General features: G+C 69.8%; 20 protein-coding genes. 12 read left to right on the forward strand and 8 right to left on the reverse strand.

Annotated features, from left to right (window positions below):
• Positions 1-7 precede the first annotated feature (7 nt).
• Together Q7W82_RS03265 and Q7W82_RS03270 are read right to left on the reverse strand one after the other, a co-directional pair.
• Positions 8-280, reverse strand: coding sequence for a hypothetical protein (locus tag Q7W82_RS03265; protein ID WP_242157554.1), 273 nt, complete (start codon positions 278-280; stop codon positions 8-10).
• 263 nt (positions 281-543) lie between these two features.
• Positions 544-1182, reverse strand: a complete 639-nt coding sequence (locus tag Q7W82_RS03270; protein ID WP_242157552.1) for a DUF2199 domain-containing protein — start codon at positions 1180-1182, stop codon at positions 544-546.
• 57 nt (positions 1183-1239) lie between these two features.
• Here Q7W82_RS03270 and Q7W82_RS03275 point away from each other — a divergent pair, with 57 nt between their 5' ends.
• Positions 1240-1602, forward strand: a complete 363-nt coding sequence (locus Q7W82_RS03275; protein WP_242157541.1) for a hypothetical protein — start codon at positions 1240-1242, stop codon at positions 1600-1602.
• A 36-nt stretch (positions 1603-1638) separates the two neighbouring features.
• Here Q7W82_RS03275 and Q7W82_RS03280 read toward each other — a convergent pair whose 3' ends face one another.
• On the reverse strand, positions 1639-2547 hold the full coding sequence (locus Q7W82_RS03280) for a DUF6624 domain-containing protein (RefSeq protein ID WP_242157539.1): 909 nt from the start codon (positions 2545-2547) through the stop codon (positions 1639-1641).
• A gap of 207 nt (positions 2548-2754) precedes the next feature.
• Here Q7W82_RS03280 and Q7W82_RS03285 point away from each other — a divergent pair, with 207 nt between their 5' ends.
• The 3 genes from Q7W82_RS03285 to Q7W82_RS03295 all read left to right on the forward strand — a co-directional run bounded on the left by Q7W82_RS03285 (position 2755) and on the right by Q7W82_RS03295 (position 6393).
• Positions 2755-2913 (forward strand): DUF2256 domain-containing protein, encoded by a 159-nt coding sequence (locus Q7W82_RS03285; protein WP_017912123.1) that lies wholly within the window; start codon positions 2755-2757, stop codon positions 2911-2913.
• Positions 2914-2962: 49 nt separating this feature from the next.
• Positions 2963-4513, forward strand: a complete 1551-nt coding sequence (locus Q7W82_RS03290; RefSeq protein ID WP_242157538.1) for a cryptochrome/photolyase family protein — start codon at positions 2963-2965, stop codon at positions 4511-4513.
• A 287-nt stretch (positions 4514-4800) separates the two neighbouring features.
• Complete coding sequence (locus tag Q7W82_RS03295) at positions 4801-6393, forward strand: choice-of-anchor Q domain-containing protein (protein WP_242157537.1); 1593 nt, start codon at positions 4801-4803, stop codon at positions 6391-6393.
• On the opposite strand, the gene Q7W82_RS03300 is transcribed toward Q7W82_RS03295, so the two are convergent.
• Positions 6386-6748: a hypothetical protein gene (locus Q7W82_RS03300; RefSeq protein WP_242157529.1), complete on the reverse strand. Its 363-nt coding sequence runs from the start codon at positions 6746-6748 to the stop codon at positions 6386-6388. The two genes, Q7W82_RS03295 and Q7W82_RS03300, sit on opposite strands and share 8 nt — an antisense overlap.
• Before the next feature lie 208 nt (positions 6749-6956).
• On the opposite strand from Q7W82_RS03300, the gene Q7W82_RS03305 reads away from it, so the two are divergent.
• The 4 genes from Q7W82_RS03305 (at position 6957) to Q7W82_RS03320 (ending at position 12075) form a co-directional block, all read left to right on the forward strand.
• The gene (locus Q7W82_RS03305; protein WP_242157527.1) at positions 6957-9164 is read left to right on the forward strand and encodes a methyl-accepting chemotaxis protein; all 2208 of its coding nucleotides are present in this window, start codon (positions 6957-6959) and stop codon (positions 9162-9164) included.
• Positions 9165-9366: 202 nt separating this feature from the next.
• Positions 9367-9930: a hypothetical protein gene (locus Q7W82_RS03310; RefSeq protein WP_242157526.1), complete on the forward strand. Its 564-nt coding sequence runs from the start codon at positions 9367-9369 to the stop codon at positions 9928-9930.
• Positions 9931-10210: 280 nt separating this feature from the next.
• Positions 10211-10684 (forward strand): hypothetical protein, encoded by a 474-nt coding sequence (locus Q7W82_RS03315; protein WP_242157516.1) that lies wholly within the window; start codon positions 10211-10213, stop codon positions 10682-10684.
• Positions 10685-10695: 11 nt separating this feature from the next.
• Positions 10696-12075, forward strand: coding sequence for an XVIPCD domain-containing protein (locus tag Q7W82_RS03320; RefSeq protein WP_242157513.1), 1380 nt, complete (start codon positions 10696-10698; stop codon positions 12073-12075).
• Positions 12076-12194: 119 nt separating this feature from the next.
• Here Q7W82_RS03320 and Q7W82_RS03325 read toward each other — a convergent pair whose 3' ends face one another.
• The gene (locus Q7W82_RS03325; protein ID WP_242157511.1) at positions 12195-12773 is read right to left on the reverse strand and encodes an outer membrane protein assembly factor BamE; all 579 of its coding nucleotides are present in this window, start codon (positions 12771-12773) and stop codon (positions 12195-12197) included.
• A gap of 164 nt (positions 12774-12937) precedes the next feature.
• Between Q7W82_RS03325 and Q7W82_RS03330 the strand changes: the two genes are divergently transcribed.
• Both Q7W82_RS03330 and Q7W82_RS03335 read left to right on the forward strand, forming a co-directional pair.
• The gene (locus Q7W82_RS03330) at positions 12938-13141 is read left to right on the forward strand and encodes a DUF465 domain-containing protein (RefSeq protein ID WP_010342388.1); all 204 of its coding nucleotides are present in this window, start codon (positions 12938-12940) and stop codon (positions 13139-13141) included.
• Positions 13138-13716, forward strand: a complete 579-nt coding sequence (locus Q7W82_RS03335) for a DUF488 domain-containing protein (protein ID WP_242157509.1) — start codon at positions 13138-13140, stop codon at positions 13714-13716. The genes Q7W82_RS03330 and Q7W82_RS03335 overlap by 4 nt, the downstream gene beginning before the upstream one ends.
• 96 nt (positions 13717-13812) lie before the next feature.
• On the opposite strand, the gene Q7W82_RS03340 is transcribed toward Q7W82_RS03335, so the two are convergent.
• The 3 genes from Q7W82_RS03340 to Q7W82_RS03350 form a co-directional block, all read right to left on the reverse strand.
• Positions 13813-14655: a DUF2884 family protein gene (locus Q7W82_RS03340; protein ID WP_242158380.1), complete on the reverse strand. Its 843-nt coding sequence runs from the start codon at positions 14653-14655 to the stop codon at positions 13813-13815.
• Between the two features lie 214 nt (positions 14656-14869).
• Positions 14870-17539, reverse strand: coding sequence for a glycerol-3-phosphate 1-O-acyltransferase PlsB (gene plsB / locus Q7W82_RS03345; RefSeq protein WP_242157507.1), 2670 nt, complete (start codon positions 17537-17539; stop codon positions 14870-14872).
• Positions 17539-18477, reverse strand: a complete 939-nt coding sequence (locus tag Q7W82_RS03350) for a hypothetical protein (protein WP_242157504.1) — start codon at positions 18475-18477, stop codon at positions 17539-17541. Before Q7W82_RS03350 ends, plsB begins: the two co-directional genes overlap by 1 nt.
• 377 nt (positions 18478-18854) lie before the next feature.
• Between Q7W82_RS03350 and Q7W82_RS03355 the strand changes: the two genes are divergently transcribed.
• Positions 18855-21920: a discoidin domain-containing protein gene (locus Q7W82_RS03355; protein WP_242157502.1), complete on the forward strand. Its 3066-nt coding sequence runs from the start codon at positions 18855-18857 to the stop codon at positions 21918-21920.
• A complete protein-coding gene (locus tag Q7W82_RS03360; protein WP_242157493.1) occupies positions 21917-22978 on the forward strand; it encodes a LacI family DNA-binding transcriptional regulator in 1062 nt (353 codons plus the stop codon). The genes Q7W82_RS03355 and Q7W82_RS03360 overlap by 4 nt, the downstream gene beginning before the upstream one ends.
• Positions 22979-23001: the final 23 nt, after the last annotated feature.

The raw sequence follows: 23001 nt of genomic DNA on the forward strand, positions 1-23001 counted from the left end.
TTGCGGGTCACTCCAATTCCGCCACCTCGACCGTCCCGAACGTGCTGGTCAGGCGGGCGATGACGGTGCCGAGGCAGCGCAGTCCCTCGCTGGTGTTCGCGCAGAAGGACAGGCCGTCCGCGGTGCACCACATAACTGCGTCCGGCATCGGTCGTGCCAGCGCGGCGGCGGCGCCGGCATCGCGCGCGTCCGCATGTTCCACGCCCGGCAGCTGGCCGATGGCATGTCGTGTCTTTGCTGGATCGGCGCCGGCAAACGTCAGGCGATACTCATATCCCATGTGCTGCTCCGATTCGGGGCGTGCCTATGCGGCGTGCGACATCACCGCTTCGCGGGTGCGATGCTCTCGCACAGCCTACATGCCAATTTCGTAGTGCTGATGCTTGGTCGGAATGGGCCTTCGTACGCCGCCGAGTCTTACGCGCCGACGCTAACCGGGTCTTGGGTCAGCGTACCGCTGCGGCGCCGCGCGCGGCTCCACGCCTCCGCTACACGGACGGAAACGCGGCCCGGGGCCCACAAACATCCACACCGACGACAGCGTTATGGCGTCGTCCCCTGGTCCGTCGCAACGGAGATGGATATGTGCGTCATCAGCGCATACAGTTCGGCCACTCGCTGCTCGGAGATGCCTTCACGCTGTTCGACTGCGAGCGGGTGCGCGGTCGGCTCCAATTCGATCCATGGGCGAATGCCCTCGTTGCGCAGATGGACCTGCGTCTTGAGGCCGGCGGTCTCCGGATACGGCGACAGGCGTGTGTTCAGCCAGCCGAAGAACGGCCCCACATGCGCACGCTGCGGCTGATCGAAATAGCGGACCCACTGCAGGTAGCTGGCTTCGCTGAGCGAGACCCACACGCCCCAGGAAAACGGTTCGGCGTGACCATGCACGGGAATCTCGATGCAGCCGCGGACGAAGAAGTGAGCCTCGTCGATCACGCAATCGTCCGAGCCCAGCTCGCAGCGGGTGGCGCGCTGCGCCTCCGGAATCAACGCATAGCTCAGCGGCGACGCTACGCTGAAGCCGGGCATGCCTTCGTGGACCTGATCGCAGGCGCTGCAGGTGAAGCGGAACGTCATGGTTGGGGTCGAGACGGCAAGAGGGCTGGCCAGTGTAGCCGCCTGCGGCATCGCCAGCCCCGGCGCGCGGCAGGTATCCGGCGGCGCTGTTTTTGTCGTCATGCCGTGCCGGGACCGGCCCGCTACACTCGCCACTGGTCACGGACGCAGGGTCGCCCCATGTTCAAGAACCTCATTCCCAAGATCTTCTACGCGCGCATGCAGGACGGGCTGGCCTTCTTCGTCGACGGCCTGGGATTCCAGGTGCTGTACCAGGACGCAACGATGGCGGTGATCGCGCGCGACGGCGCCAAGGCCTATCTGGTGGAGAACGCCGAATGGGCGGCCAAGGACCGGCCGGAACTGGGCATCGAAACCGACAGCATCGACACGATCTATGCCGAGTTGTCCGCACGTGCGCCGCAGTGGCTGCATCCGAATTGCCGTACCGTCGCGCTCAAGCCATGGGGCGCGCGCGAGTTCGCGATGCTGGACCCGACCACGGTCTGCGTGGTGTTCCGCGAGTGGCCGGCGCAGGAGTGAGGGCGCGCGGGTGGACGCCATGTGCGTCCGGTCCGTTCATCGTACCGGCGCATGGTAGACCTCGGACAGGGAGGCCTTGTACTCGGCGATCGGCGGCAGGCCCATCGTCGCGCGGCGCGCATCCAGGCCATCGATGTCCTGGGTCCTGTCCAGGACCATCGTGCCGTCCGGCTCGGTTTTGAACTGCGTACCGTAAAGCTGCGGCTTGCCTTGGTGCAGCAGCACGCGATCCTGCAGCATCGCTACGTCGGAAGGATCCGCTTCCTTTTGCGCCAGGGCGGCCTGCATCAACGCGAGGACCTGCTCCTGGAAGGCGGGGTCCAGGGTGGCGTGCTGGGCGATCAGGAACGCGGCCTTGGATCCGTCTTCGCCCACCGATGTGCGCGTCGGCCATCCCTTCTTCGCCACCATGGTCTTCAGCCAGGCGGTGTTGTCCTGATCCACCGCTACCGTCTGCTGCCATGACGCGGGTGTGTTTTCCTCGTCAATGGCCTTCTGTCGGACGGCCTGATCCTTCTCCACACGCGCCAGTAATGCCTGCCGTAGTGGCTGGTCGAGGCGCGCCTGGCGTGCGGCATCGAGCGTCTCGGCACGGGCGAGCAGCGCTGGCCACGCCGGCGAGGCGCGCAGCCGGTTCAGGCCGGGTCGATCCTTGTGCATCAGTTCCTGCACATCGATGCGGCCTTGCGCCAGTCGCGCGTCGAGCACCGCCACGGCCGCATCCGTTCTCCCGGCAGCGGCCAGGCATTCGACGTAGAACAGATCCCCTCCGCTTGGTAGGCCGGCCGGAGCTGCGTCGATGCGCGCCAAGGTATCGGCACAAGTGCCGTAGTCCTTCGCATCGTAGGCCGCAAGCGCATCATTCAAACGTGCAGGCTCCGCAGCGGAGACCGGCGCCGCGCTCGCGGCCAGCAATGCGACAAACAGCGCGTATCCCTGGCACATATTCGATCCACTCTGGCGTGGCCGCGCGGCGCGCAGCCTGGGCGGACAGTAGCGCAGTCCGGTCTTATCGGCAGCACTCGGTCGCGACTGCGCCTGGGCCGCGGCGGGAGTGTCCCGTCGGGGACTTGGCGGGGCACACTATGCAAATACCGGTTGCTGGTCCCGGCCACGCCGGCCGGTCCGTCCCACATCGCCGCGGGATCGCGCATGCGCAAGAAACAGGATCTGCCGGAAAAGCCCTGCCTGCACTGCGGCCGGCCGTTCCGCTGGCGCAAGAAGTGGGAGAAGGTCTGGGACGAGGTGAAGTACTGCTCCGACCGCTGCCGTGGCGAGCGCAAGCGCGTGCGCGCGCCGGAGGCGCCATGAGCCGGGCCGTGCGCTGGCGCACCGCATGCACGCAGGCGTGCCGCGCTGCATGAGCCCGGTGCCGTCCACCGCCCACACCTTGCGCCTTGTGCTGGGCGACCAGCTCGATCCCGACCATGCCTGGTTCGACGTGTGCGATCCCGGCGTGGTGTATGTGCTCATGGAAGTGCGGCAGGAGACCGACTACGTCCTGCACCATGCGCAGAAGATCCTGGCGGTGTTCGCCGCGATGCGCGACTTTTCCCGGCATCTGCGCAGCGCCGGCCATCGCGTGCGCTACGTGGCGATCGACGACGCGAGCAACCGCCAGTCCATCCCCGCCAATCTCGGTGCGCTGATGGCGCACTACGGTGCGCAGTGCCTGCAGTACCAGGATCCGGACGAATGGCGCCTGGACCAGCAGCTGCGGCAGTGGAGTGCGACGCAGGCCTTCGCCATCGAAACGGTGGACAGTGCGCACTTCTACACCCGCCGCGGTGAACTGGCGGACTTCTTCCGCGGACGCCCGCAGTGGTTGATGGAGCACTTCTACCGGTACATGCGCAAGCGCCACCGGATCCTGCTGGCGGCGGACGGCACGCCCGAGGGTGGGCAGTGGAACTACGACCACGACAATCGCCAGCCCTGGCCCGGCGAACCGGCGGCGCCGCCGGATACGCGCCCGAGCCACGATCACCGCGCGCTATGGGCCAGCATCCAGGCCGCCGGCGTGGACAGTTTCGGCCAGCCGCAGGCAGACGCGCTGCGCTGGCCGTTGAACCGCGCCGAGGCGCTGGCCTGCCTCGACCGGTTCATCGCCGACGGCCTGCCGCACTTCGGCCGCTACGAAGATGCGATGAGCACGCGCAGCCCACGCCTGTTCCATTCGCAGCTCTCCTTCGCCCTGAACACCAAGATGCTGCGGCCGCAGGAACTGGTGCAGCGCGCGTTGGCCGCCTATGCCGCCGGCGCGGCGCCGCTGCCGGCGGTGGAGGGCTTCGTGCGGCAGATCCTGGGCTGGCGCGAGTACGTGCGCGGCATCTACTGGGCGCACATGCCCGGCTATGAAGCGCGCAATGCGCTCGGCCACGACACGCCGCTGCCGGCCTGGTTCTGGACCGGCGACACGCACATGCGCTGCCTGCACCACGCCATCGGCCAGTCCCTGCAGGATGCGTACGCGCACCATATCCAGCGGCTGATGGTGATCGGCAACTTCGCCCTGCTGGCCGGCCTGGACCCGGCGGCGGTACATCGCTGGTACCTGGGCGTCTACATCGACGCGTTCGAATGGGTCGAACTGCCCAACACCGTGGGCATGAGCCAGTTCGCCGACGGCGGCCTGCTCGCGACCAAGCCCTACGTCAGCAGCGCGGCCTACATCGACCGCATGAGCGACTACTGCCAGGGTTGCCGCTACGACCGCAAGCAGAAGACCGGTTCGCATGCGTGTCCGTACAACGCGCTGTACTGGGACTTCTTCGCACGGCACCAGGACACCTTGGGCCGCAATCGCCGCCTGGACATGGTCTACCGCCAGCTGGGCAAGTTGCCGGCCACGCAACTGCAGGCCTTGCGCGCGCACGCGCAGCAGTTGCGCGAACGCCTGGACACGCTGTAGCGCGGGCCACGCGTAGCGAACGCAAGCGCTGCACATGCCCGCATTGCCGGAACGTGTCCTGCGACCCAACCGAATCGTGCAGCGCGCCGCGCATTCGCGCGCTGTCGCATGCGATGCGTCTGCCATCGCGCAATCTGTTACCTGCGTTCCAGTCGATCGCCACGCGCTCAAGCACCCTATGCCGCCGGTCGGCGCAGGCCCGCCGGTTGCACTCGAGGTGTCAGCGACGCGGTGACAGCCGGATGACTGTCGCGCGTCGTGTTGTTTCCCCCGCAACCCTATCGAGCATGATCATGACCACGACGCTCTCCCTCACCACCAGCGCCCGCGCGCTGGGTGTGCTCGCCCTCATGACCACCGCCACCGCGATCGCCGCGGTCCCTGCGGCGCCGCAATGCAGCGTGCCGCAGGCCTGGGCGCAGCCGACCGCGGCCACGGTGGTCGGCACCGGCACGCAGGCCAGTTGCACCGCCAGCGCGCTGGCCGCCGCCGCTGCGCAAGGCGGCTACATCACCTTCAACTGCGGCACCAAGCCGACCAGCATCGCAGTCGACCGTTCGATCGTCATCGCGGCGACGACGCCCACCGTGATCGATGGCCAGGGCAGGATCACCCTGGATGGTCGCCAGTCCGCCCGGATCCTGCTGGTCAACGCCGGCAGCGCGCTGTCTGTGCGCAATCTGAAACTGCAGAACGGCAGTTCGGTGCAGCCGGCATCCAACCAGGCCTACGATCCGGGCACCTGGGGCGGCGGCGCGATCAAGGTCGGCTACCGCGGCAAACTGGAAGTTCTCAACAGCCAGTTCCTGGCCAACCGCAGCAGCATCGGCGGCGGCGCCATCTTCGCCGGCAGCGACGCCGAGGTGACCATCGTTCGCAGCGGCTTCTACAAGAACACCTCATGGCTCGGCGGCGCGCTGTACACCCAGCTCAGCCGGCTGACCATCGTCGGCTCGGAATTCGCCAACAACCAGGCGATCAATGCCCCGCAAGGGTTCCCCGACGCCGGCAACTTCGGCGGCGGCGGCGCGATCGACACCGACGGCGCGTCGCTGGCCGGCTATCTCAAGGGCGGCGTCGGCAGCGGCGGCACGCTGGCGGTGTGCGGTACCGTGGTCCGCAACAACGTCGCCGCCAACGGGTCCGGCGGCGCCACGCTGTGGGCGTACGCGCCTGACACCATCGACGTGAAGTATTCGACCTTCGCCAACAACGTCGCCACCGGTGGCCCAGGCGGCGGCGCCCGCATCAGCATGGGCTTCACCGACACCTCGCATGCCGGCACCACCATCACCACGCCGGGCACCATCCGCGTCGCCGAGACCAGCTTCCTGTCCAACAAGGCTGAACAGGGCAACGCCGGCGCGCTGTACCTGGATTGCTACGGCGCCTGCGACGTCAGCAACAGCACCTTCTACGGCAACACGGCCAAGGGCGTGGGCGCGGCCATCCAGCATGTCGGCTGGCAGCCGGCCAATGGCGACCAGGGCAGCCCCAGCGTGCGCTTCAACAACGTCACCTTCGCCGAGAACACGCCGTGGGTGACGCTGTTCGGCGACAGGTTCGACCTCCGCAACAGCATCCTGTACTCCAAGACCGAGCGCGTGTTCTGCAACAACCAGGGCAACACCGGCAACAATCTCATCGAGTACTCGGCCAAGGGCGCGGTCTGGCCGAACGCCTGCCTGGCAACGGGCACCGTGAAAGCGGCCGATCCGCTGCTGTCGGCCCCCGCGAACAATGGCGGGCCGACACTGACCCAACTGCCCGCGGCCAACAGCCCCGCGCTGAACGCCGGCAGCGGCTGCGCCGCCATCGACCAGCGCGGCAATCCGCGCAATACCACCGTGTGCGATCTCGGCGCGGTGGAGATCAAGTAGGCCGATTCACGGTCATGACGTGCATGGCACCGCGCGGTCGCGCCGGCGTGGCCGGTGCGACTGCGCGTCTGTCGCCGGGATGAAAAGAGCGTGCGGCAACGTCGCTTCCCGCACTGATGTGCTGATCCGGCAATGCGCCACCGGGCGGCGCGACGGTGCCGCCGTGCCGCACCGCGCTGGTGTCGGCTCGCAGACCAGTCCGCGCCGCATGCGGCCGCCACGTCGAGCGATCGCGCCGCAACCGTGCGCTCGGCTTGCGCCGCAGCTTGTCCGGTGCGGCCGACGACGTGTGCCAGGTGGCGGCCGGCGCCGCGCGGACCTCGCCATTGCAGGCATGACGCGCGTTGCGGTGCATGCCAACAACGCCGTTCGAGCCTGCGCACGCGCTGCGGACGATACGGTGGCGTATCTGCTTTCCTGGGCATCGGCGGTGCCGCGCGATGGCGCGGCGCCGGCGACGTCTGCGCCTGCGAATGTCCGGATTTGGGACCTGGGTCGTTCGCTGGGGGTCAAGTTCGCGATGCAGATACCGATAGAGGTACCCCCCCTCGCGAGTCCCCCCGATGCATTTCTTCCACTCCTTCAAGGTGAGTCAGCGCCTTGCGCTGTCGTTCGGCCTGCTGATCGTGCTGCTTGGCGCGTCCTCCACCTTGGCGCTCTACCAGTTCCACAACGTGCGCCAGGCGGTCGACAAGATCGTCCACGAGAACAATCTGAAGACCGAACTGCTGTACACCATGCTGCGCAACAATATGAGCGCGGAGCGTTATCTGCGCGACATGATGCTGTCGCCGGCCGACAAGCGCCCGGCGCTCGCCGCCAAGATCCAGGAGATCCGCGTCGACAACGATCGCCGTCGCAAGGCGCTGGACGCCCTGCCCGGCACGCCGGCAGGGTTGGCCATGCGCAAGGAGATCCATGACGCGCAGGCGGCTGCACGGTCGGTCAACAGCCGGGTGCTGGCGCTGGCCAGTTCCGGCGAGATCGAGGCGGCCAGGCAACTGCTGTACGGCGATGCCGCGCCGTTGCTGGCGCGGCGCGTGCAGGTGATCCAGAACGCGGTCGATCTGCAGATCCGGCAGAACGCGCTCAGTTCCGACGAGATCCAGGCGGCCCTGCTGTTCAGCAATCGTGCCTTGATCGGGTTCGGCCTGCTGGCGGCGGTGCTCGGCGCGATCTTGAGCGTGCTGATCACCCGCAGCCTGGCCGGGCCGCTCGGGCGCGCGACGGAGATCGCCGAATCCATCGCCCAGGGCCGGCTGGACCATCGGATCCCGCCGCAGCCCAAGGACGAGACCGGCCGTCTGCTGACCAGCATGGACCGCATGCAGGCGCAGTTGCAGGCGGTGATGGCGGCGCAGTCGCAGGTGGCCAGGCACCACGAGCACGGCGACGTCAGCCAGCGCATGGACGAGCACGCGTTTCCCGGCGAGTACGGGCGCATGGTGCGGGAGAGCAATGCGTTGCTCGACATGCACGTGAGCCTCCAGCAGCGCCTGCTCGAGATCATGGGACGCTACGCGATCGGCGACCTGTCGCAGGACATGGATCGCCTGCCCGGCGAGCAGGCCGCGCTCACCGAGACCATGGACCAGGTCAAGCGCAATCTGTCGGCGATGAACGCCGAGATCGGGCGGCTGGTCGACGCCGCGGCCGCCGGCGACTTCGCCGTGCGCGGCGACACCGCGCGCTTCCAGTACGACTTCCGCGACATGGTCGAGGGGTTGAACCAGTTGATGGCGACCACCGACGGCAATCTGCAGGCGCTGTCCAGTCTGCTGCAGGACATCGCCAGCGGCGACCTGACCACGCGCATGGAGGGGCAGTTCCAGGGCGTGTTCGCGCAGATGCGCGAGGATGCCGATGCTACCGTGGCCCAGTTGACCGGGATCGTTGGCCGCATCCAGCATGCGGCCGGGCAGATCACCGGCGCCGCCGGCGAGATCGCCGCCGGCAACGCCGATCTGTCGCGTCGTACCGAGCAGCAGGCCGCCAGCCTGGAGGAAACCGCCGCCTCGATGGAGGAGCTGACCTCCACCGTGCGCCAGAACGCCGAACGCGCCAGCCAGGCCAATCAGTTGGCCATCGGCGCGACCGCGGTGGCGTCGCAAGGCGGCGCGGTGGTGGCCCAGGTCATCGACACGATGAACGGCATCCAGACCTCGTCCAGGCGGATCGCCGACATCATCAGCGTGATCGACGGCATCGCCTTCCAGACCAACATTCTCGCGCTCAACGCCGCGGTGGAAGCCGCGCGCGCCGGCGAGCAGGGCCGCGGGTTTGCGGTGGTCGCCAGCGAAGTGCGGGTGCTGGCGCAGCGCTCGGCCGAAGCCGCCAAGGAGATCAAGCAGCTGATCGACGACTCGGTGAGCAAGGTGGACGCAGGCTCGCTGCTGGTCAACAGCGCCGGCAGCACCATGCACGAGATCGTCGCCAGCGTGCAGCGCGTGACCGACTTCATGACCGAGATCTCGGCCGCGTCGCAGGAGCAGTCGAGCGGCATCGAACAGGTCACCCAGACCATCACCCACATGGATCAGGCCACCCAGCAGAACGCTGCCCTGGTGGAAGAAGCCGCGGCGGCGGCCCAGGCGATGGAGGAGCAGGCCATCCAGCTCGGCGAGGCGGTGACGCTGTTCCGCGTGGCCGGCAGCACCGGCGACATGCCGGCGCGGAGCCAGGCCAAGCCCTTGGGCGCGGCCGCTCCCTCGAGCGCCAGGCGTGGTCTGCAGCGGGTGGCGGCGCCGTTGCTGGTCGAATGCGCCGGCTAGGGATGCCGAGACGGCGCGCTGCGGACCGCAGCGCGCACGCCACGCCTCCTCCCTGGTAAGGCGTGGCGCGCGTTCGCGCAGCGCGGCCGACAGTCGCGGATGGTGTTCCATGGCAACCGCCGGTGTCCGTCGGGTCCTGGCCACCTGCAGCGACGGATGACGTGTGGAATCATGGACGGTCCGAACGCCCGCAGGATCTGCCATGAACGAATCCGACGCCTACGTGTCCGACGCGATCCGCAAATGGGTCTGGTCCGGGTTCTACTCCCAGGACGAGATCCAGGAGATGATCGAGGACGTCCTGGAAGACGACGGCGACGAGGCGATGCTGCGCGCCTCGGTCGCCAGCCAATGGCAGGCCAAGCAGCAGGCGGAGCAGACCTGGCCGGCGCAGACCGATTGCGACCGGCTCGAGGCGCTGTTCGAGCGGCTGCACGAGGACGGCATTTGTGCGCTCGCCAATGCCGGCTACACCATGTCCGACGGCCACGTCGACGTGAACCAGGCAGTGGCCGACGCGCCGGACCGGCGCTACCACGGCTACTGCTTCTATCACGGCCAGGACATGGAGCGGGCGATCGACGGCGGCGGGCTGATGCTGGCATTCGGCGATCTGGACGGGCGCGAGGACGCAGACCTGGCGGTCGGCCAACAGGTGGCCGCGGCGTTGCGTGAGGCAGGCTTCACCGTGGACTGGGATGGCACGCCGCGCAAGCGCATCGACCTGCCCGGCTTCGTCTGGCAGCGCCGCGCCGATTGGGATTGATGCGGCGCCATCGCATGCGCCGCGGCCGGCTGCCAGATGCCGATGCGCTGGCTACAATCGCAGGCTCATGCCTGGCTGCGATCACATGCGCGGAAGGCGTTTGACGGAGAAGCGTTTCATGGAGCGGATGTTTCATCGCAATGGCCGCCGGTCGCGGCGCGCAGCCGGCATGCGCCCGGCGCTGCGCGCGGCCCTGCTGCTGGCCACTGCGCTGCTGGCCGCGTGTGCCGGCGCGCATTCCTCTTCCCCCTCGATCACCCCTGCACACACGGAGCGGACCATGTCGGAGATGACGCCAGAGCACCTGGCACAAGGCGTAGTACGGTTGATCCTGGCGATCGGCGGCAAGCAGGATCTGGTCGCCTCCCGGGTTGCCGCGCAAACCGGCGTGCAGGTCGAGGACGAGGGCGGGCATGCGTTCAGCGCGTCCGGCACGCTGGCCGGCGGTGGCGGCTACACGCTGGAATCGGTCGCCGATGCCGACGATGCGCCGCCGTCGCGGCTGGACCTGCGCTTCACGCCCGCGCCGGGCGCGGCGCCGGCGCAGTGCACGCAATCGCTGGCCGGGTATCGCCAGGCGCTGGTCGCCGCCGGTTTCGTGCCGCGCTGGATCGCGCCGCCGCGCCCCGGCAGCGCCGGCCGCTGGCACTTCGAACGCGGCGCGGTCGCCGTGTACGCCTTCGTCGGTAAGGACGCCGGCGAACACGATGCGCAGGCGTGCGTGGAGATGCTGCAGATCCTGGTCGACGCATAAGGAGCGCGGAGATGGCACACGACGACGAACGCCTGAAGGGCATGGTCGACACCTTCGCGCAGGCGCATCCGAAAGAAGGCCAGGCGCTGCGGCAGATGCTGGACAACACGCCGGAGCTTCGCTCGCGCGTGGAGCAGGCGATCGGGCAACAGCAGCTGTCCGGCTTCGCGCCCAGTCCCGAGGCGGGCACCGGGTCGTACAGCCCGCGCACGGGGCAGATCGAGCTGCCCATGGATGTGTTGGCAACGGCGAAGATGCATTCCCCGCTCGACGATTCGGCCAACACCGCGCGCATCGTGCTGGGCCACGAGATCGGCCATGCCATCAACAAGACGGCCATCGACCGCAGCAATGCGGCGTTCGCCGCCAAGATCGACGGCATCGCCGCCTCGCCCTCGCCGCATGACTACACCGCTGCGCTCAAGGCCTATGGGCAGGAACAGCGTACGCGCGAGGCCAAGGACGAGATCGCTGGGGTCAACACGCTGGCCGACTACGTCACCCGCAACAACCCCAAGGCCACGCTCAAGGACCTGTACAACGCCAGCACCGAGATGGCGAGCTACATCGACAAGCAGGGCGTGGGCAGCAAGGCCACCTATACCGCCAGGGACGGGCTGAGCTTCGGCAAGGATCTGAAGATCGACGCCGACAATCCGCGCAACGTGGAGGCGATGGGCAAGCTGTTCTACGACGCGCGCGGCTACCCGCAGCACTATGGCGAGCGCGCGCTGGCGCAGATCGCCAATGCCGAGGACCGGGCGCAGGCGCAGCACCCCGAGCGCACGCCGCCGGCGGTGCATGCCGACCTCAAGGCGGTCGGCATCGATGCCGCGCAGGTGCCGCGCGATCTGCTGCCGGCAGGATTCCGCGACGGTCCCGCGCCGACACCGAAGTCCGAGCCGCAGGCGCAGCCGCCCGCGCCGCGTGCCGGCGAGCCCGCCGCCGCGCCGGGTGGCGCCGACCGCGCCCTGCACGACCGGGTGCGCACCGGCGTGGCCCAGGCCGAACAGGCGATCGGCAAGGGCTGGGACGACAACAGCGAGCGCATGACCGCCAGCCTGACCCTGTTGGCCAGGCAGAACGGCTTCAGCGAGCGCGACCAGCTGTCGGTCGGCTTCAACCGACCCACCGCCTCCCATCAGGGCGGCGAACTGGCGTTCGTGTACCGCAGCGGCGGCGATGTCTCCCCCGATCCCTACGCCAATCGTGCGCACATGCCGACCAGCGAGGCGATCGCGCGGCCGGCGCAGGAGACCTACCAGCAGCTGCAGCAACTGGGGGCGCAGCAGGGGCAGGCGCAACGCCAGGCGCAGGCGCAGGAACAGGCGCTGCAGGCGTCGCAACAGGGCCCGACGCGGAACGACCCGCCGCAGGTGCTGAGCCGCTGAGTGCAGCGGGGGCGCCGGCCCGCGCCATGGTCGCCTGACGCTGCGGCCATGCACGCGGTGCGCGCCGCCTCCTGTCTGGTCCGGAGTGCGGCGCCAAGGCGCGCGGCTGCGCGCCAGGATTACGGCTGCCAGACCAGGTTCTGGGTCTTCGGATCGGCGGTGAGCTTGTCGACCTTGCCGCTACCGTCGAAGGACACCTGGAACTCGTTGAAGCTGTCGAGCCAGTAGCGCCACAGCGGCGCGTCCAGGCTCGGGTTCTCGCTGCTGATCGGATAGCCGATCGCCATCAGCACCTGCTCGCGGGTCATGCCCTGGGTCACGCGGTTGGCGGCGATCGCCTCGCGGATCTTCGGCGGGTAGGCCGCCAGCTTCAGCTTGGGATCCTGCGCGACCACGTAGCGCTGGGCGAAGGCGGCGTTGCCGAGGTCGCGGCTGTAGTCGTTGCCGATCGACTGCTTCTTGCCGTCGATCAGCACATTGACCCGGTAGCGGCCGTAGCCGGTCACCTGCACCGGCGTGCCGGCCGGGATCACCCGCTTGCCGTCTTCGGCGTAATTGCTGTCGCTGATCCAGCTGCCGTCGCTGCGCATGTTGCAGCACAGGAAGCCGGAGAACGTGGGATCGGCCGCCGCGGCAAGCTGCGGCAGGGCTGCCGCCAGGGCGAGGGCGAGAACGAACGGGGAACGGAACGAACGCATGCTGACTCCTTTCGACGCGGCGATCCTGCCGCGGGTGGCACGAGGGTGGGAGGGTGCCGCCTCCGCCGCGGCTCCCGCGCGCATTGTGCCGGCTGGCCTGCGCCCGGCATAGCGGCGCGGTGCACGGTGACGGCGGACCAGTGGCCTGTGTATGCTCGAACCTCGTGGATACCCTGACGCCCGCCGAGATCTCCCTGCGCATCGACGCCCTGCGTCGCGAGCACCGTGCGCTCGACGAACAGCTGCAGCGCATCCCGGCCAATCTGGACGACGAGCTGGAAGCCAAGCGGCTGAAGAAGCGCAAGCTGCAACTGAAGGACTGCATCATGCGCCTGGAGCATCTGCTGATCCCCGACGAACCGGCGTGAGCGCGGCGACCTTCTTCAGCGTCGGCCATTCCACGCGCAGCCTGGAGACCTTCCTGCAGATCCTGCAGGGCGCCGGCGTCAGCCGCCTGGCCGACGTGCGCGCGTTTCCGTATTCGCGGCGGTTCCCGCAGTTCGACGGCAGCGCGCTGGCGCCGGCGCTGGCCGCCGCCGGCATCGCCTACCGGCATTTCCGCGCCCTGGGCGGGCGCCGCGGCAAGCAGCCGGGCGTCGATCCGCAGCGCAACGGCCACTGGCGCAGCGTCAGTTTCCACAACTACGCCGACTATGCGCTGGGCAGCGAATTCACCGAGGCGCTGACCGAGTTGCAGGCCTTCGGTGACGAAGGCGCGTGCGCCGTGATGTGCGCCGAGGCCTACTGGCGCCAGTGCCATCGCCAGATCATCTGCGACCATCTGCTGCACCAGGGCCACCCGGTGGTGCACCTGATCGACGTCGGCCGCCAGGAACCGGCCGCGCTCAACCCGGCCGCGCGCAGCGACGCGCAGGGCCAGCTGGTCTATCCGCCCGATGCGGCCGAGGCCGGGCCGCGCACCGGCGACCTGTTCGACGCCTGAGTGGCGCCGCCGTGGTCGCAGGGCGCCAGGCTGCCTGGGGCGGCGCCACGTGCCAGGAGTCCGCCGCACATCGCGCTATGCGTTGCGGCGTCAGACTCAATGCTGCGGGACCGACGGCACCGCGACGGCGTTGCTCCGCGGCGTATCGTCGGCGCTGACGAGGACGGTGGCGTTCTGCCCGCTCGCCCCGTCGTGGGTGGCGGCGAGCAGGCGCAGGGGCTGGCCGCGGTAGCGATACTCCAGCGCCTGTTGCAGCGCATCCAGCCGCGTCACCCGCGCGCACAGCGCCTCGGCCTTGCGCTCGATGCCCTTGCTGCGCGCATCCAGCCGCGCCTCGAGGGCGGCATCCATGCGCTCGGCGCGGTCGCCGATGGCATCCGCGCGGCCCGTGACGACCTGCCAGAGCACGTGACGGGTGATGCTGCCCACGAAGCGCTCCGCCTGCGTCTCCACATAGTCCTCGAACCGGTCGTCGAACGCGTCCTGGTCCCAGCGCCCCTTGCCGAGCGTGCCGTCGACGTAGGCGTTGGCGTGCGTGCGCAGGCGTTCGATCTTGCGCGCGTTGCCGGCGCTGCCGGTCAGCATCTCCACGACCGAGCCGAGCACGTCGTAGCTGAGATCGACCACCTCGTGCGAGAGGTCGGCCACCTGCGGCATCAGCGCGCGCGTTTCGCGTTCCATCTCCAGCAGCCGTTGCGCATCGGCGTCCCCGACCTGCTGCACCCGGTGATCCACGCTCAATTCGCCGGCATGGAAGAAGATCTCGCGCGGCCCGTCGCCACCGCTGCGGGTCAGCCAGATGCCGCCGCTGTCGGCCAGCACGTTGAACGGCGTGCTCAGGCCGCACTGGCGCGAGGACACCTGCGGCCGATGGTCGTGCTTGCCGCCGTCATCGTCCTGGTCGGCCCATGCGGGCCCGCTGGAGGCGGCAAACAGCAACAGAGCGAAAAGAGGAACTGTGCGCATCGCCGGAACCCGCAGCAGGGAGTTTCAAGCATGCTCGGGCCGCACCGGCCCACGGTCGCGTGTCGGAAGTCACTATGCCGCGGTGTCACCCGCCGCGCCGCAGTGATAACAGGGCGCCTTTATGCATGGCGCGTCGCCACGCGCCAGAATGCCACCGCGGCACGCCTGGAGGGCGGCAACTGCCGCCTCAATCCTGCGGAACCGGCGGCTCCTCGACCTTGGCCGCTTCCGGGCTGACCCGTTCGATGGTGTGGCGCAACTCGCGGCCAAGGATGAACTTGGCATCCTTCGCCCATGCATCCAGCCGCTCGTCGAACACCAGCTTGCTGTTCTCGTCCGGCCACACCAGCTTCAGCTCGCGCAGTTTCTGGATGAAGCCACGGAACAGGGTCTTGTCGAAGAACTCCGGCGCGGCCGGCGCGTACAGCAGGCTCAGGCGTTGCGCGGCCTGCTGGCACAGGCTCTCCAGTTCGCCGGCACCGAGCTTGCCCGGGCCGTTCTTCACCAGCACCGAGATGGCGATGTAGTAGCGCTCGAATGCCTGTTGCAGCGAGTGGCCGATGGCGCGCAGGCGGAACACCTCGTCGGTCTGCCCGGTGTTGCGCGCCAGCACGCTGCCGTCGTCCTCGTTGAGCTGCAGCAGCAGGCCTTCGCGCACGAACACCTCGATGGTGCGTTCGATGCGCTCGGCGAACTGGTCCTCGCTCCACGGCAGGAACAGTTCCGCCTGCAGGAACGGGTACACGGTGCGGCCCAGCCGCAGCAGGCCGGTGCGGCTCATGCGACGGTTGTTCTGGAAGCAGCACGCCACCCACGAGGAGGCGGTGAATAGGTGCAGCACGTTGTTGCGGAAGTAGCTCAGCAACACCGCGTTGTCGCCATTGACGCTGAGCACGTCGCCGAGCGGATGCGGCGTGCGGGTGAGCACGTTGATCTCTTCGGCGTGGGCGATGATGCGCTCGGGCGAGTGCGGGGTCACCGTGACCCGGTCCGAGTACGGCAGTTCCGCCAGCAGCTTCTTGCACAGTTCGATCTGCGCGATCAGGTCGGCCTCGCCCATGGCGTGCTTGGGCGTGGACAGCAGCGCCAGCGCCAGCAGGTTGACCGGATTGACGTCGGCGGCAGCGTTGATGTGGACCTGGATCTGCTGCGCCAACGCATCGACGGTGCCGCTCAGCCAGGCCGGCTTCTCGTCCTCGCCCAGCGGCCGGCCATCCCACTCCGGCGCGCGCTGCGCCAGCATCTGGCTCAGCGCGATCGGCTCGCCGAAGTTCACCACCACCTGGCCGTAGTTCTGCTTGAGCACCTTGGGGATGCCCCACAGCAGCGCCCAGATGGATTCCTTTTCCTTGGGCCGGCCGCTGAGCTCGTCGAGGTAGCTGTTGCCTTCCATCAGCTTCTCGTAGCCGACGTAGATCGGCTGGAACAGCACCGGCTTGCGCGGCTGGCGCAGGAACGCGCGCAGGGTCATCGCGATCATGCCGCCCTTGGGCTGCAGCAGCCGGCCGGTGCGCGAGCGTCCGCCTTCGACGAAGTACTCGATCGAGTAGCCGCCGGCCACCAGTTGCGCCACGTACTCGCTGAGCACCGCCGAGTACAGCGCGTTGCCCTTGATCGAGCGGCGGATGAAGAATGCGCCGCCCTTGCGCAGCAGGGTGCCGACCACCGGCAGGTTGAGGTTGATGCCGGCCACGATGTGCGGCGGCACGATGCCGCGTTCGTACAGCAGGTAGGACAGCAGCAGGTAGTCCATGTGGCTGCGGTGGCTGGGCACGTAGATCACTTCGTGCCCGGGCGCGGCGTCCTTGAGCTTGTCCAGGTGGTGGACCAGCACACCGGCGTAGATGCGGTTCCAGACGTGGGTGAGCAGGAAGCTGGCCGAGCGCACCACCGGGCTGGAATAGTCGGCGGCGATCTCCCAGGCGTAGGCATGCGCCTTGCGCCAGGCGTCCACCGGCTTGCTGTTGTCGCGCTTGGCCTGCGCGGCGATCGCCTCGCGCACCGGCTCGGCGGCCAGCACCTGGTCCACCAGCAGGCGCCGGGTCGACAGGTCGGGGCCGATCACCGCCTCGCGGATGCGCCGGAAGTGGGTGCGCAGCACGCGCTGCAGCTTGCGCACGGTGCGCTCGGGCGGCAGCCCTTCCTCCACCGTCTGCCGCATCGACACCGGCGGGGCGAAGCGCACGATGGTGCTGCGGCCGTTGAGCAGCACGCCGAGCAGGCGCCGGAAGCTGCCCACCAGCGCCCAGTTTTCCGAGAACAGCACGGCGAACCAGCCGCTCTGCTTGTCCGGGGCGCGGCCGACGAAGATGGATACCGGCACCAGGTGGATGTCCAGGTCCGGGCGCAGGCGGTGCGCCTGCAGCAGCTTGGCCAGCGAGTCGGAGTGGGTCTTGGCGCCGCGCTGCTCCGGCAGCAGCGCATGGTTGCTGCTGCGCCGGGACAGCGCCAGGTAGGCGCGCTTGCGGCCCAGCGGGTCGCCGGGCAGCGGCACCAGCGGCGAGGGCAGGCCGGACTCGCGGCAGGCCTTGTCCAGGATCAGCGCGTTGGACAGGCCATAGTCCTCCAGCACGTACACCACCGGGCGCCCGTCGTTGTACTGGCCGGGCTCGGCCGGTTCGATCTTCAGGCCCAGCCAGGGATCGGCCAGGCGGCCGAGCAGGCGCGCCCACAGCGGCCCCTTGGCCTGCCGCGCGGTGGTCGCCGCCACCGGCAGGGAGGAGGGGGCGGTGGAGGAAGAGGCAGCGCCGGGGTCGGCCGGGGAGGCGTCGGCGGGCGCAGGTGCCGCGTCGGCCGCGCGTGCGGCCGCGGCGTCGTCGGGGAACGGGAGGGGATTTTGTTCTGGCATCGGGGCCATTATCGCTTAGCCGGCGGGGCGGGGTCGGCGGCGGGTGCCGCGGCCGGGGCGGGGGGGCTGGCGCTGGCCGCCAGCAGTGCATCCACCTCGCGGAGGGTGTCGCGCAGATACCAGTGCCCGTCGCGGCGCACCAGCACCGCGGTGGTGTCGATCTGTTCGCCGTCCAGCGGGTACTGGATGCGCACCACGGCCTGGTCGCCCTGCTGGTTGACCAGGCCGGTGCGCAGCGCGCCGGCGCTGGCGTCCAGGTCCAGGCCATAGTCGGCCAGCACCGCCTTGAGATCGGCCAGGAACGGGCCCAGCCGGCGCAGGCTCTCGTCCATGCCCAGTTTGCGCAGGTCGGCATCGCTGCGCACACCGGTCCGGCGCGCGCCCGCGCACAGCCGCGCGATCGCCGCCTGGGCGCGCTTGCGCTCGGACAACGGCGCGCGCGCGGCCCAGGCACTCAGCGCTTGCACCAGCTGCACGTAGTGGCCACGCTGCTCGGGCGTGTAGTGGCCCTGGTTGCGCAGGAACTGCACGCCGAACAGGCCCAGCGAGTGCGCCGCCTGCTTCAGGCTCGCCGCCTGGCCGCCGAACTGCGCGTCGAAGGCGCGTTGCAGCTGGCGCTCGGCATCCGGCGCGGCGAGGGTGTCGAGCACCTCGGGCAGGCGTTCGGCCAGCGGCAGTTCGGTCAACGGCCAGCGGCTGCGGTCCTCGTTCCAGGCCTGCTGCAGGCGCTGGTACTGGGCCGGCGGCACCGCGGCCTGGGCGTAACCGAGCAGGTCGTTGCGCTGCAGCGCGTGTGCCAGCGTGCGCACCGCCGCGGCCGGCTCGGCGCTGGCGCCGGGCAGTTCGGCGGGCGTGCGCTTGCATCCGCCCATGGTCAGGGCGAGCATCGCCAACAGCAGGACGCACAGGGCGCGTAAGGAGATGACCCGGGTCGGGCAGGACGACATACGGTACGGGCTCGTTCCCCAAAACGTTCCGCATCTTGCTGGGCGCGGGCGATTCCGGCAAGCCGGGCGGGGCGGCGGCGTGGGGCGACCCGGCAGCGACCTGGGGGCGGCGGCTGTCGTGGCAGGACATTTCATGACCCGGCCTGGGGCCGTCGGGACAGGCATGTCGGCGTATCGCCAGACGTGCCGGGGGATTGCACATGTTGCAACGCATCATGTAACCGCTTGCAGTTGCTGCTAACGTCCGCCCACCTCGATTGAGGCGGTGCTGGCCGGGGGACCCAGTGCGATATTCGTCAGAGATCATCCGAGTGCTCGGTCACGGTGGCGCGCGCCGCTGCGCCTGGGTGTTGTCTGCAGTCCTGTGCGGACTTGCGATGACGGCCCCGGTGCAGGCGCAGGACGGCCGCCTGCCGCCGCGTGCGCAATGGCAGGCGTCCAGTTCCTCCAAGCAGGTCAAGGCGCAGGCGATCGGCTATCTGATCGACGGCGACGCCAGCACCCGCACTGCCGGCGCCTTCAGTCCCGGCCACTGGTTCCAGATCGATCTGGGCCGCGCCGCGCAGGTCGGCGGCGTGCGCCTGCAGTGGGACACCTCCAATCCGGAGGGCTTTCTGCTGCAGACCTCGCGCGATGGCCAGCGCTGGGACACGGTCTACACCATGACCGATTCGCTGGGCGGCATCGAGACCGTCTTCTTCGCCCCGCACCTGGCCCGCTACCTGCGCCTGGCCGCGCCCGAACGCAGCGCCGACTGGGGCGTGTCGATCTACGAGATGCAGCCGCTGGGCGCCGACGCGGCGCAGTTGCGTGGCGTGTCCGCGGCCGACGCCGCGGCGCTGTGGCAGGGTGGTACTGCGGTGGCGATGCCGGGCAAGGGCATGCAGGCGCGGCAACTGGACATCGCCTTCCCGCGCGCGTTCGACAGCGCCGGCATGATCGTCGAGTTCGCCGGCGCGCATGGCGCGGCGCAATTGCAGGCGCAGGATGCCGCAGGCCGCTGGCGGACGCTGGCCGACGACCCGCAGGCCGGCGACAGCGACAGCGCCTACCTGGCCGGCACGGCGCCGCTGCCGGTGCGCGCGCTGCGCCTGCGCGTCGACGCTGCGCCCGGTGGCGTCGCGCCGACCCTGGCGCGCCTGCGTCTGCTCGGGCCGAAGGCGGTGATGACGCCGATGAAGCGCTACCAGGTCGCCGCGCAGCGCGGCGCCACGCGCGCGCTGTTCCCGGCCTCGCTGCACATGCAGCAGACCTACTGGACCGCGGTCGGCATCCACGCCGGCCGGCAGAAATCGATCTTCGACGAATACGGCAACCTGGAAGCGTGGAAGGGCGCGCCGCTGGTGCAGCCGCTGTGGCGAGACGCCTCCGGCACCGCCGCCGGCGCCGACGGCCATGCGCTGGCCCACGCCCTGCGCGACGGCTGGAAGCCGATGCCGTCGGTGCGCTGGTCGCCGCAGCCGGGGCTGGAACTGCGCAGCGAGACCTTCGCGATCGAACGCGACGGCCAGCCGGTGACGCTGCTGCGCCATCGCCTGCGCAACACCGGTACCGCCCCGGTCAGCGGCACCCTGTCGCTGCTGGTGCGGCCGATGCAGATGAATCCGCCGTGGCAGAACGGCGGCCTGTCGCCGATCCACGCGATTGCCGTCGACGGCGGCACCGTGCAGGTCAACGGCCGCGTGCTGTTGACCTCGCTGAGCGCGCCCAGCGCCGGCGGGGCCGAGGCGTTCGGCGCGAACGGCGCCACCGAGATCACCCGCCATGTCGCCGCCGGCACGCTGCCGACGCAGCGCCAGGCGCACGACGCCGACGGCCTGGCCGCGGCGATGCTGACCTACACCGTGCGCCTGGCGCCGGGCGCGCAGCAGGACGTGGTGCTGGCGTTCCCGCTGGGGACCGCCAGCGCCGACGCCCAGGGTCGCCTGCCGCCGGCGCCGCCGCTGGACCGCGATGCCTTGCTCGCCGCCGGCCGCGGCGATGCGGGCCGCAGCTTCGAGGCGCTGGCCGAGCAGGTCTCCGCGGATTGGCAGCAGCGCCTGGGCAATGTCGGCCTGCGTCTGCCCGACGCCAGCCTGGTGGACATGCTGCGCGCGCAGGCCGCGTACATGCTGATCAACCAGACCGGCCCGGCGATGCAGCCGGGGCCGCGCAACTACAACCGCTCCTTCATCCGCGACGGCATGGCCACCTCGGCGATCCTGCTGCGCATGGGCCAGGCGCAGGTCGCGCGCGACTACCTGCAGTGGTACAGCGACCACGCGGTGCACCCGAACGGGTTGGTCTCGCCGATCCTCAACGACGACGGCAGCGTCAACGACGGTTTCGGCTCGGACCTGGAGTACGACAGCCAGGGCGAGTACATCGCCCTGGTCGCCGACGTGGCGCGGCTGGACGGCGGCCCGGAGAGCGTGCGCGCCTACTTGCCCAAGGTGAAGCTGGCGATGCAGTTCCTGCAGACGTCGCGCGAGCGCACCCTGGTGCCCGGCTACATGGCCGAGCAGCCGGCGCCGGAACGCTTCCGCGGCATCCTCGCCCCGTCGATCAGCCACGAAGGCTATTCAAGTCCCACCCACAGCTACTGGGACGACTACTGGGCGTTGAAGGGCTGGCACGACGGTGCCTGGTTGGCCGAATCGCTGGGCGATGCCGCCACCGCGGCCTGGGCGCGCGAACAGTACGCCGCGCTGCGCACCTCGCTGGCCGCCTCGATCCGCGCCACCATGGCGTGGAAGGGCGCGGACTACATTCCGGCCGCGGCCGACCTGGGCGACGGCGATCCGACCAGCGTCTCCATCGCGCTGGATCCCACCGGCCAGCAGGACCTGCTGCCGGAGGCCGCGCTGCGCACCACCTTCGCCCGTTACCTGGAAGACGTGCGCAAGCGCAAGCAGCCCAACGCGCTGTGGGCCTACACCCCGTACGAGATGCGCAACGTGCTGACCTACGTGCATCTGGACCAGCCGCAGGTGGCCGACGAACTGCTGCAGGACCTGCTGCGCGACCGCCGCCCGTTCGAATGGCAGGTGCTGGCCGAGGTGGTGCAGTCGCGACTGCGCTTCCCGCGCTACCTGGGCGACATGCCGCATACCTGGATCGGTGCCGAGTACGCGCGCACCCTGTTCGGCATGCTCATGCACGAGGGCGACGACGCGCTGGTGCTGCTGCCCGGCGTGCCGCCGGCCTGGTTGGCCGACGACGGCCTGGCCGTACAGCGCCTGCCCACCGCCTACGGCACCCTCGGCCTGCGCGCGCGCCAGCGCGACGGGCGGCTGCGCGTCGAACTCGACAGCGGCCTGCGCTCCGGCACCGCCGTGCGCGTGGTCTGGCCGACGCGCACGCGGCCGGCCCAGGTGCGCGTGGACGGCCGCCGGATCGCGCAGTACGACGCCGGCGGCGTGACCCTGTCCACCCCGTTCCGGACCCTGGAGGCACGCTGGTGAGCCCGCCCCCCGTCCCGGCGCCGGATCCGCGCGCCAACATCACCATCAAGGACGTGGCGCGGCTGGCCAACGTCTCGGTGGCCACCGTCTCGCGCACCATGAACGGTCACCAGCACGTGGCCGAAACCGTCCGCGCCCGCGTGCTGGAAGCCGCGCGGACCCTGCACTACGTGCCGCACCACGCCGCGCGCAGCCTGAGCAGCCGCCGCACCCACACCATCGGCGTGGTGCTGCCGGACCTGCACGGCGAGTTCTTCTCCGAACTGATCCGCGGCATCGACACGGTGGCGCGCGAGCGCGGCCTGCACCTGCTGGTGTCCAGCTACCACGGTGAACCGGAGCAGCAGCGGCTGGCGGTGCGGCGCATGCCCGGGCGTGTCGACGGCTTGCTGATCATGTCGCCGTCCCTGGCCAGCGATGCCGAGGACCCGGCCGACATGCTCCCCGGCACGCTGCCGGCGGTGCTGATGAACTGCGCCGAGCCCTTGGGCCAGGCGCAGGTGCTCAATGTCGACAACTACGGCGGCGCGCGGGCGATGACCCGCCACCTGCTGGACGTGGGCCATCGCCGCATCGCCTTCATCGCCGGGCCGGACGACAACTTCGACGCGCGCGAGCGCCTGCGCGGCTACCGCGACGAACTGCGCGAGCGCTGCCCGCAGGTGGCGCCGCTGGTGCTGCCCGGCGCCTTCGACGAGGCCTCCGGCTACCGCGCCGGCGAAGCCCTGCTGCAGGGCCAGCGTCCGGACGTGGTGTTCGCCGCCAACGACATGATGGCGCTGGGCTGCCTGTTCGCCTTCACCCATGCCGGGCTGCGCGTGCCCGAGGACATCGCCCTGGCCGGCTTCGACGACGTGCCGATGGCACGTTACGTGCATCCGGCCCTGACGACCATGCGCGTGGACATTGCCGGCTTCGGCGCCCGCGCCATGCAGTTGCTGCTCGCCGCGCTGGAGCCGCACGCCGCTTCGGCGGCGGCGGCAGCGTCGGCCGGCGCGATCGCCCCGCAACTCATCGTTCGTGCTTCCAGTGCCCAGCGAGGGACCGCCATGGACTGACACCGACGCATGCAGCACCGATG

Source organism: Xanthomonas indica (assembly GCF_040529045.1).
Taxonomy (GTDB): Bacteria; Pseudomonadota; Gammaproteobacteria; order Xanthomonadales; family Xanthomonadaceae; genus Xanthomonas_A; species Xanthomonas_A indica.